10 protein-coding genes are annotated in these 9,235 nt (G+C 65.6%); 4 read left to right on the top strand and 6 right to left on the bottom strand.

Features of this window, described 5'->3' with window-relative positions; all coding sequences use genetic code 11:
• Positions 1 to 272: ISL3 family transposase (locus G554_RS15620; protein ID WP_036925278.1), on the top strand; the 272-nt coding region annotated here is incomplete at its 5' end.
• A gap of 112 nt (positions 273 to 384) precedes the next feature.
• Here G554_RS15620 and G554_RS17680 read toward each other — a convergent pair.
• The 4 genes from G554_RS17680 to ychF all read right to left on the bottom strand — a co-directional run bounded on the left by G554_RS17680 (position 385) and on the right by ychF (position 4,007).
• Complete coding sequence (locus tag G554_RS17680) at positions 385 to 765, bottom strand: DUF6680 family protein (protein WP_154654243.1); 381 nt, start codon at positions 763 to 765, stop codon at positions 385 to 387.
• A gap of 55 nt (positions 766 to 820) precedes the next feature.
• Positions 821 to 1,492, bottom strand: a complete 672-nt coding sequence (locus tag G554_RS0109010; RefSeq protein ID WP_154654244.1) for a hypothetical protein — start codon at positions 1,490 to 1,492, stop codon at positions 821 to 823.
• Positions 1,493 to 1,506: 14 nt separating this feature from the next.
• On the bottom strand, positions 1,507 to 2,622 hold the full coding sequence (locus tag G554_RS15625; protein ID WP_051232803.1) for an IS630 family transposase: 1,116 nt from the start codon (positions 2,620 to 2,622) through the stop codon (positions 1,507 to 1,509).
• Between the two features lie 314 nt (positions 2,623 to 2,936).
• The gene (gene ychF / locus G554_RS0109030; protein ID WP_027587639.1) at positions 2,937 to 4,007 is read right to left on the bottom strand and encodes a redox-regulated ATPase YchF; all 1,071 of its coding nucleotides are present in this window, start codon (positions 4,005 to 4,007) and stop codon (positions 2,937 to 2,939) included.
• A gap of 70 nt (positions 4,008 to 4,077) precedes the next feature.
• On the opposite strand from ychF, the gene G554_RS0109035 reads away from it, so the two are divergent.
• Positions 4,078 to 4,965 (top strand): VOC family protein, encoded by an 888-nt coding sequence (locus G554_RS0109035; RefSeq protein ID WP_027587640.1) that lies wholly within the window; start codon positions 4,078 to 4,080, stop codon positions 4,963 to 4,965.
• Positions 4,966 to 5,053: 88 nt separating this feature from the next.
• Here G554_RS0109035 and G554_RS0109040 read toward each other — a convergent pair whose 3' ends face one another.
• Complete coding sequence (locus G554_RS0109040; RefSeq protein WP_027587641.1) at positions 5,054 to 6,349, bottom strand: M18 family aminopeptidase; 1,296 nt, start codon at positions 6,347 to 6,349, stop codon at positions 5,054 to 5,056.
• Between the two features lie 106 nt (positions 6,350 to 6,455).
• Between G554_RS0109040 and G554_RS15630 the strand changes: the two genes are divergently transcribed.
• Entirely contained in the window at positions 6,456 to 7,751 is a 1,296-nt protein-coding gene (locus G554_RS15630) for a DNA recombination protein RmuC (protein WP_084648443.1), read from the top strand.
• Positions 7,752 to 7,799: 48 nt separating this feature from the next.
• On the opposite strand, the gene G554_RS0109055 is transcribed toward G554_RS15630, so the two are convergent.
• Complete coding sequence (locus G554_RS0109055; RefSeq protein WP_027587642.1) at positions 7,800 to 8,771, bottom strand: 4-hydroxy-3-methylbut-2-enyl diphosphate reductase; 972 nt, start codon at positions 8,769 to 8,771, stop codon at positions 7,800 to 7,802.
• Between the two features lie 258 nt (positions 8,772 to 9,029).
• Here G554_RS0109055 and G554_RS17300 point away from each other — a divergent pair.
• On the top strand, positions 9,030 to 9,235 hold a 206-nt coding region (locus tag G554_RS17300), incomplete at its 3' end, for a helix-turn-helix domain-containing protein (RefSeq protein ID WP_154654245.1).

Raw genomic sequence — 9,235 nt, forward strand, 5'->3', positions numbered from 1 at the left:
TCATGAACAAGCTCATCGCCAGCCTCGCCAGCGGCGTCCCAGCAGCGCTGGTCGAACTCCGCACACTGGGCCGCACGCTGAAGCAGCGGGCGGTCGACGTGCTGGCCTACTTCGACCGGCCCGGCACCAGCAACGGTCCCACAGAGGCGATCAATGGCCGCCTCGAGCACCTCCGCGGATCAGCCCTCGGCTTCCGCAACCTCACCCACTATGTCGCCAGATCCCTCCTCGAAACCGGCGGGTTCAGACCTCAGCTACACCGTGGATTATGATGAGCCGTTAGAGTCCGTACTTCCATTGCGAAGATCACCCTTCCGAGTTCTAGCGAGCTACGCGCTCAATCCCAATCCACACCGCTAACTGTGACGGAACTCCACCACGCGCCTATTCCACGTATGAGAGTGGCGTCGTTATGTCGGAGTGAGTCACTGTTTTGTTGATCTTGGCTAGCTTCGCCAGGCGGATGATGAGGTCCCTCAGTGCATTCGTTCGCGCCCCGTCGGACGCCGCGCCGGTCATGGACCGCAACAGTCGCACGCACTCCGCGTCATGGCCAAACATCAGCGGTATCTCGTTGAGCGCATCCACGAGTCGCTTCTGGTCACCCCGGTAGCGCATGATCTCCCGGACAAGTGCGACTCGCGCCTGGTTACGGGCCTGACGTGCGGATAGCCAGCCACTCACAACTGTCGCGGCGAGCGTTGCGATCGCACCAATCACACCACCCGCGATAGCCCCGACGATTCCGGCAACTGCTGCATCCATCAAACTACTCCCCGCCCCACACCGCTAACCGTGGCGGAACTCAACCAGGTACTCGTCACTCACCAAAGCCGAAGAACTCCTTGAAACGTTGCCAGAGACTGCGGTCTTGATCACTGAGCTCCCGCTTGGGGTCGTTCGAAAACTGCACAAAGTACGGCGTGCCCAGAACAACCTTGCTTACGGGAACCTCCCGCGAAGTTGACGCAGGAGTCCAGTCCAGAAAACTCACCTCGGCTCCGTCGCCGCTGGTCGGACAGTCATGCACCTCTAAGCATAGAAACGCCATCTCAACACGCTGCTCGATCGAGGTACTAAGGAGATTGCGCGCGGCCCGGACATAGTACGGATCACGCAACCAGCGATCATCATTGTCCTTGCGTGCCCGCCCGGCCATCTTCTCAGTCAGGAGCTCGAATAGATGCTCCGTCTGTGAGCCCCCGCGCCATTCGGAGACGCTTCCACCCAAAGTTGTCTTGAGTTGCCCTTCCGCGGTGCCGCTGAGCACAATCCAAGTCACAGACTGGGCTTCGTGAGCTGGCTCTGTGTCAGGAATCTCAATAAGCCAAAGCCCAAGACGAGGAGCGGTTTCGAGCTGGTCCGGTTCACGAAAATCGTCATGAGTCCGAACTTGGAATCGTACCAAACCTGCGTAAAGATAGTCCTGTCCCAGAGCGAACTCTGTCTGGGCATTCACTGTTACGGAACGCTTCGATACTTCCGAGAACACCTGAGGCGCGATCGCTAGTGTCCTGAGTCGGAAGTTTCGGGTTGGTCGTTGGTGTGATTCAGGATCGTGCAGGAGCACGCCAGAGTCTCGAAGATCGCATCAGCGGTCTTGGTCCAGACGAACGGTTTCGGGTCTGCGTTCCACTGCTTGATCCACCCCTGCATGTCAGCCTTCAACTCCGTCACCGACCGGTGCGCCGAGCCCCGCAGTTTCCGGCACGTCAACTCGGCGAACCAGCGCTCCACCAAGTTCAACCACGACGAGTACGTCGGGGTGAAGTGCAGATGGAACCGGGGGTGACGCAACAGCCACGTATGGACCTTCTCCGTCTTGTGAGTCGAGTAATTGTCCAGGACCAGGTGCAGCTCCAGGTCGGTGGGCACGGCCTTGTCGATCGTGGTCAAGAACCCGATGAACTGGGCGGCGGTGTGACGGGCGTGATGCTCGGTGATCACAGACCCCGACGCCACGTCGAGAGCGGCGAACAGGCTCGTGGTGCCGTGGCGCACATAGTCGTGGGAGGCCTTGGCCGGGCTGGTCGGCAGGACGGGAAGGATCGGGGCGGTGCGGTCCAGGGCCTGGATCTGGGTCTTCTCATCGACCGCCAGCACCAGGGCGTTCTCCGGCGGGTTCATGTACAGGCCCACGACGTCACGGACCTTGTCGACGAAGTCGGGATCGGTAGACAGCTTCCAGGAGTCGACGGCCTGGGGTTTCAGCCCGAAGGCCCGCCACACCCGCGAGACCATCGACTGGCTCATCCCGGCGGCCCCGGCGGCGCTGCGGGTCGACCAGGCCCGGTCCCCGTTGGCGGGCTTGGAGTGAAGGGTCCGGTCGATCAGGGCCTGAACCTGCTCATCGGAGATGGCCCGGGGCCGCCCCGGCCGGGGCGCATCCTCCAATCCGTCGAGGCGGTCGGCGGCGAAACGGGCGCGCCACTTGCTGACCGTGGTGCGCGAGCAGCCGGCGAGCTCGGCGACCCGGCCGATGGTGGCTCCGTTGTCGAGTTCGAGGATGATGCGGGCTCGTCTGGTGCGCCAGGCGGCCAGTACTCGCCCGCGGGTCCAGCTTTCCAGGACCGCTCGTTCCTCATCGGTCAGGTGCACGGGTTCGACTGTGGGCCTCGGCATGAGCAGAGTCTACCAGGACTAACCAGAAACTTCCGACTCAGGACACTAGAAGCTGGGCTCGGTCCGCGGAATCAGTCACGGGGATGGAGCTGACGCCAGATTCCACAGAACTGCTCGTGGATAAGCTTCCAACTACCCCGGCGGGGGTAACAGCACCCGCCGCCTTCAACTTCGCCTTCGAAGTGTAGGTCTGATCCGGAATCAAGTGCGCACCAGCTACCCGCGCATCAGCGACCTTGTTGAGCCCTATGTAGAACGCACGGTCCTTGTCGAACTGCAGCTGTCCGAGCATGCTATCTCCTTCCTCCACACCGCTAACTGTGACGGAACTCCGCGACGTCCCCGTCCTGCATGACGTAGTCCTTGCCCTCCAGCCGCAGCTTGCCGGCGGCCTGGGCCTCCTTCTCGGAGCCGTAGGCGACCAGATCGTCGAAGGAGACCACCTGGGCCTTGATGAACCCCTTCTGGAAGTCGGTGTGGATGACGCCGGCCGCCTGCGGTGCGGTCCACCCCTTGTGGATCGTCCAGGCCCGAGACTCCTTCTCACCTGCGGTGAGGAAGGTCTGCAGGCCCAGGGTGTCGAAGCCGACCCGAGCCAGCTTGTCCAGGCCCGGCTCGGTCACGCCGGCATCCGCCAGGAACTCGGCGGCGTCCTCGGGCTCCATCTCAGCCAGTTCGGCCTCGAACTCGGCATCCAGGAAGATCGCCTCGGCCGGAGCGACGAGCTCGGACATCGTGGCCTGGAACGCCTCGTCGGCGAGCTGGTCCTGATCGCAGTTGAAGACGTAGATGAAGGGTTTGGTGGTGAGCAGGAACAGATCATGCAGGGGCTCGGGATCAAGTCCGGCCGAGAAGATCGTCCGTCCCTCCTCGAGGACCTTCTGAGCCTCCTCCCACGCTGCTGCCCTGGGCCGCGACTCCTTGCGAATCGCCGCCTCCTTCTGGAGCCTGGGAAGCTGCTTGTCCAGGGTCTGCAGGTCGGCCAGCACCAGCTCGGTGGTGATCGTCTCGATGTCCGAGGCCGGGTCGACCTTGCCGTCGACATGGCTGACGTCATCATCATCGAAGCAACGGGTCACCTGGCAGATCGCATCGGCCTCACGGATGTTGGAGAGGAACTCGTTGCCCATCCCCTCGCCCTGACTGGCGCCCTTGACGATGCCGGCGATGTCGACGAAGGACACCGTGGCCGGGACGGTCTTGACCGAGCTGTACATCTTCGTCAGCGTGTCCAGGCGGGCGTCCGGCACACCGACCACCCCGACATTCGGCTCGATGGTGGCGAACGGGTAATTGGCCGCCAGCACGTCGTTGCGGGTCAGTGCGTTGAACAGGGTTGACTTGCCGGCATTGGGGAGACCGACGATTCCAATGGTGAGTGCCACGTCGGCCCATCTTACCGGGGCGCTGCGGCTGCTATCGGCCAGCTGACCCGCTGGCGCGTAGCGTCGGCCCATGGCACACCGAATCATCCCGGCCATCTGGTTCAATCGCAATGCTCGCGAGGCCGTGGACCATTACCTGTCCGTCTTCGACGACAGCGAGGAGCTGTCAGCCATCAACTACCCCACCGAGGGTCTGATGGACTTCCAGCAGCCCCTCGCCGGCGACACCTTGGAGATCCAGTTCCGGATCGGCGATCTCACCTTCTCGGCGATCAATGCCGGATCGGAGTTCCGCCCGAACCCGTCGATCTCCTTCCTGGTGCACTTCGACCCGTCCCGGGACGCCGATGCCGAGGCTCGACTCGACCGGATCTGGAAGCGCCTGCTCATCGGCGGCCTGATCCGGATGGAGCTGAGCTCCTACCCGTTCTCCCCGCACTACGGCTGGGTCGAGGACCGCTACGGCGTCAACTGGCAGCTGATGACAAGCCAGCCCGGCGACGAGCCGCGACCCTTCGTGACCCCGATGCTGATGTATCCCCACGGCCGGACCCAGGCTTCGGAGGCCATCGAGCTCTACACCTGGCTCTTCGAGGACTCGCAGCGCGGGGACACCTTCCCGTACTCCGATCTGCCGGACGCCGGCTCCGCCGGTCCCCAGCCCCAGGGGGCCCTGGCCTATGCCGACTTCACCCTGTCGGGCCAGTGGTTCGCCGCGATGGATTCGGGCGCTCCCCAGGACTTCACCTTCAATGAGGGAATCTCATTGATGACGCTGTGCTCCGACCAGGCTGAGATCGACCGGCTCTGGGACGTGCTCTCCACCCAGCCCGATGCCGAGCAGTGCGGGTGGTGCAAGGACCGGTTCGGGGTGAGCTGGCAGGTGGTGCCCGAGAAGATGCCGGACATCAGCGAGCCGGAGGCCTTCCAGAAGATGTGCCAGATGAAGAAGCTGTGATAGCCGACTTCGACTGACGACACGGTCGGCCTACCGGCATCCCGGCCTGCCCCCTCAGGCAGACCGAGGCCGTCTCGGGAAAGCTCTCTCAGGCCCCCGCCCAGTAGGCCCCCAGGGCCGAGCTCAGGTAGCTCAGATCCGCGACCCCGGCCAGCTCACGGGTGGAGTGCATCGACATCAGAGGCGTGCCGACATCGACGGTGAGCATCCCCAGCCGGGTCGCGGTGAGTGGCCCGATGGTGGAGCCGCAGGGCACCGAGTTGTTGGAGACGAAGGCCTGGGTGGGGACCCCCGCCGCCTGGCAGGCGCGCATCCACAGCGCCCCTCCGACACCGTCGGTGACGTAGCGCTGGTTGGCATTGACCTTGAGCAACGGCCCCTGGTTGAGCAGCGGATGATTGGTCGGGTCGAACTTGTCGACGTAATTGGGATGGACTCCGTGGCCGGCGTCAGAGGAGATGCAGGAGGATCGCGCGATCATCGCGCGATACCCGGCACCGACCCGGCCCAGCCCCTCGGCCAGACGCACCAGGAGGTCCTCAAGGAGGGGGCCACAGGCTCCCGAGCGGGTCGCCGAACCGACCTCCTCGTGGTCGAAGCAGGCCATCACCGCGATGTCGTCGGCGGGGTCGACGCCGACCATCGCAGCGATCGAGGAGTGCACCGAGGACAGATTATCCAGCCGGGAGCTGGCCAGGAACTCTTGACGGGGGCCGATCACGGCCGGGGACTCGGTGGGAAAGGCCAGGATGTCATGGAAGCCGAGGTCGGCCCGATCGATGCCGGCCTCCTCGCACAGCAGGTCCTCGACGTCCAGATCCGGCCGCGACACCGACAGGATCGGCATCAGGTGGCGCTGGCGGTCCAGCCTCAGGTCCTCGTTGACACTGCGGTCCAGATGCGGGGCGAGCTGGCTGATCCGAAGAATCGCCCCGGTGCGCACCAGATGGACCTCGCCGTCGCGCGTCACCAGCCGACCGGCCAGCCCCAGGTCGCGGTCCAGCCAGGAGTTGAGCAGTCCCCCGCCGTAGACCTCCATGCCGACCTGCTGCCAGCCGTAGTTGGTGGTGGTGGCGTGGGGCTTGAGCTTGAACGACGGCGAGTCCGTGTGGGAGCCGACGATCCGGAAGGCGGTCTTCTCACTGATCGAAGCCGGCGTCTGCCATGCGATCACCGCTCCGTCGCGCAGGACGTAGTGCCGGCCCTCGACCGCGGCCCAGGGCAAGGTCTCGTCGAGCTGGTGGAAACCTGCCCGGTCCAGCCTCCGGGAGAGCTCGGCGGCCGCGTGATAGGAGGTCGGGGAGGCCCTCACGAAGGAGATGAGGTCGTCGATGTGGGCGGCGAATCGCGCCTCGGCCGACTCATCGGCGGCGGAGCCTGGCAGAAGTTGTGCTGACACGCCGGCCATTCAACCACCCGACTGCCGGCAGATCCCCGGCCCCGCCCACAGCACCCGGAAAAGTGTCGGTGCCGGCTGGCAGGCTGTCACCATGAGCGCTTCCCACATCGTGATGCTCAGCATCGGGCTGGTCCTCGGACTGGTCATCGGATGGCTGGTCGGCCAGCTGCGCAGCCGTTCCGAGACGGCCTCGCAACGTGCCCGCACCGAGGTGGCCGAGGCTCAGTGCCAGGCCGCCGAGGAGCGTGCCCAGATCACCGCTGCCGATCGCGACGCGATGGCCGACCGGTTCAAGGCGTTGTCGGCGGAGGCCCTCAATGTGCAGCAGCTGCGCGCCGATCGGGCCGCGGAGCGGACGGTGGCCGACACTCAGCACCTGTTGACGCCGGTGGCCGCGGCTCTGGACAAGCTGGAGCGGCGTCTGAGTGAGGTCGAGCAGCAGCGGGCCTCCATGACGGCCTCGCTGGGCAAACAGGTGGAGATGGTCAACGCCGCCGGGGAGGGCCTTCGCCGCGAGACCGCATCATTGGTCACTGCGTTGCGCAAACCGCAGGTGCGCGGCGCCTGGGGGGAGGTGCAGCTGCGCCGGGTCGTGGAGCTGGCCGGGATGGTCGAGCACTGCGATTTCGAGGTGCAGTCGACCACGGTGGCCTCCGGGGAGCCGTTGCGCCCCGACATGACGATCCGGATGGCCGGTGACCGGTGCGTCCACGTCGATGCGAAGACGCCGTTGTCGGCCTTCCTGGACGCTGCCGGCACCGACGATCCTGACCAGCGGGCCGCTCATCTAGCGCACTTCGCGCGTCACGTCCGAGGTCATATCGACCAGCTCTCGGCCAAGGACTACTGGCGCACCGAGATCGACTCCCCCGAGTTCGTCATCCTCTTCCTGCCCTCGGATGCCTTCCTGCAGGCTGCCCTCGACGAGATGCCGGACCTTCACGAGTACGCCTCGCGGCGCAATATCGTGCTGGCCGATCCGGCAGTCCTCATCCCGATGCTCAAGGTGATCGCACTGGCCTGGCGCCAGCAGGAGGTGGCTCGTTCGGCGGCCGAGGTGGCCGCTCTGGGCCGGGATCTGCATTCCCGGCTGGCCACCCTGTCGGGTCATCTGGATCGGCTGGGGCGCTCGCTGACCGGGGCTGTCAGAAGCTACAACTCTGCGGTCGGCTCCCTGGAGACGCGGGTACTGGTGAGCGCGCGCAGATTCGAGCAGATGGGTGTGACGACCTCCGACCTGCCATCCCCGACGCCGGCCTCCGAGGCGACCAGGCCGATGACTGCGCCGGAGCTCACCGCCCCGGCGATCCCAGATCCCGAGGCGCTGCCATCCGAGACCACCGCCGGCGTGCCCACCGACCCAGCGGGTCAGCGCCAAGCCTCCTGAGACCCTGAAACCGCCTCGCACCGTCTGCTGGTCGAGCAGCCGGGACCATCAGGCTCCGGTGGCCGCCGGTCTGGTGCGGCGGCTGCGCAGCTGGGGCGGAAGGGCGAAGGTCATCGACTCCTCGATGAGGGACTCCTCGACTGCCGGCGGCCAGCCCTTGGCCTCCAGCACTGCCAACACATCCTGGACGAGCTGTTCGGGCACCGATGCCCCACTGGTCACCCCGATCGTGGCCACCCCGTCCAGCCAGGAGTCGTCGATCTCGGCAGCGTCGTCCACCCGATGGGCAGCTCCTGCGCCGGCCGCCACGGCGACGTCGACCAGCCGGCCGGTGTTCGAGGAGTTGGCCGATCCGACCACGATCACCAGATCGCAGTGGGCGCCGATCTGTGTGATGGCGTACTGCCGGTTCGAGGTCGCGTAACAGATGTCGTCTGACGGCGGGTCGAGCAGGTCCGGGCGCAGCTGGCGCAGCCGATCGAGAGTCTGCGCGGTCTCGTCGACACTGAGCGTGGTCTGGCTCAGCCAGGAGACCGGTCGCTGCGGATCCAGCTCCAGATCGGCGACCTCCTCGGGCCCCTGCACCAGGGTGATGTGCTCGGGAGCCTCCCCGGTGGTGCCCTCGACCTCCTCGTGACCGGCGTGGCCGATGAGCACGATCTGGGTGTCGTCGGTGGCGAACCGACGGGCCTCGTGGTGCACCTTGGTCACCAGCGGGCAGGTGGCGTCGATGGTCCGAAGTCCACGTCGCTGGGCCTCCTGCTTGACCTGTGGGGAGACCCCGTGGGCCGAGAAGACCACCAGGGCGTCGTCGGGGACCTCGTCGAGATCATCGACGAAAACAGCGCCACGAGCCATCAGGTCCTCGACGACATGGCGGTTGTGGACGATCTGCTTGCGTACGTAGACCGGTGCTCCGTAACGCTCAAGAGCCTTCTCGACGGTCACCACCGCGCGGTCGACGCCGGCGCAGTAGCCTCGCGGGGCAGCGAGAATGAGCTTCCTGGGCTGATCGGGCATGGTCCGATTGTAGGTGCCGACGATATCTCTCCCCGCAGCTCGTGGTGCCGGGCCGCCGGACCACCGGATCCGCACATCCGGCCAGGTGTTCGCGGTCACCGTAGCGGCACCGGATCCGGCGCGCGGGGCTCAGTGCTGGAAGGTCGGAGTCCAGCCGCTAGCTGTACTTCCCCGGGAGGTTGTGAACGGGTGAGGTAGCGAAGACCTCCGGGCAGGATATGGGTTACCACACTCACTCTCCTGACCACGGAGGTCTTCGTGACTCACGCTAAGGCACCCTTGACACCGGAAGGGCGTCGTCGTCTTGCTGTTCTCGTCGTGGAACAGGGCTGGTCGTTGCGGCGGGCGGCGGAACGGTTCCAGTGCTCGCCCGCGACGGTGAAGCGGTGGGCCGACAGGTACCGGGCAGGGCTGCCGTTGATCGACCGTAGTTCGAGGCCCACCTCGTCACCGAACCGGCTTTC

The sequence above is a fragment of the Acidipropionibacterium thoenii DSM 20276 genome (assembly GCF_000423445.1).
Taxonomy (GTDB): domain Bacteria; phylum Actinomycetota; class Actinomycetes; order Propionibacteriales; family Propionibacteriaceae; genus Acidipropionibacterium; species Acidipropionibacterium thoenii.

Excerpts from the sequence above, each read along its gene's own strand:
- G554_RS17680 (WP_154654243.1), bottom strand. The coding sequence starts at position 765 with ATGGATGCAGCAGTTGCCGGAATCGTCGGGGCTATCGCGGGTGGTGTG.
- G554_RS15625 (WP_051232803.1), bottom strand. The coding sequence starts at position 2,622 with ATGCCGAGGCCCACAGTCGAACCCGTGCACCTGACCGATGAGGAACGA.
- G554_RS0109035 (WP_027587640.1), top strand. The coding sequence starts at position 4,078 with ATGGCACACCGAATCATCCCGGCCATCTGGTTCAATCGCAATGCTCGC.
- G554_RS15630 (WP_084648443.1), top strand. The coding sequence starts at position 6,456 with ATGAGCGCTTCCCACATCGTGATGCTCAGCATCGGGCTGGTCCTCGGA.
- G554_RS0109055 (WP_027587642.1), bottom strand. The coding sequence starts at position 8,771 with ATGCCCGATCAGCCCAGGAAGCTCATTCTCGCTGCCCCGCGAGGCTAC.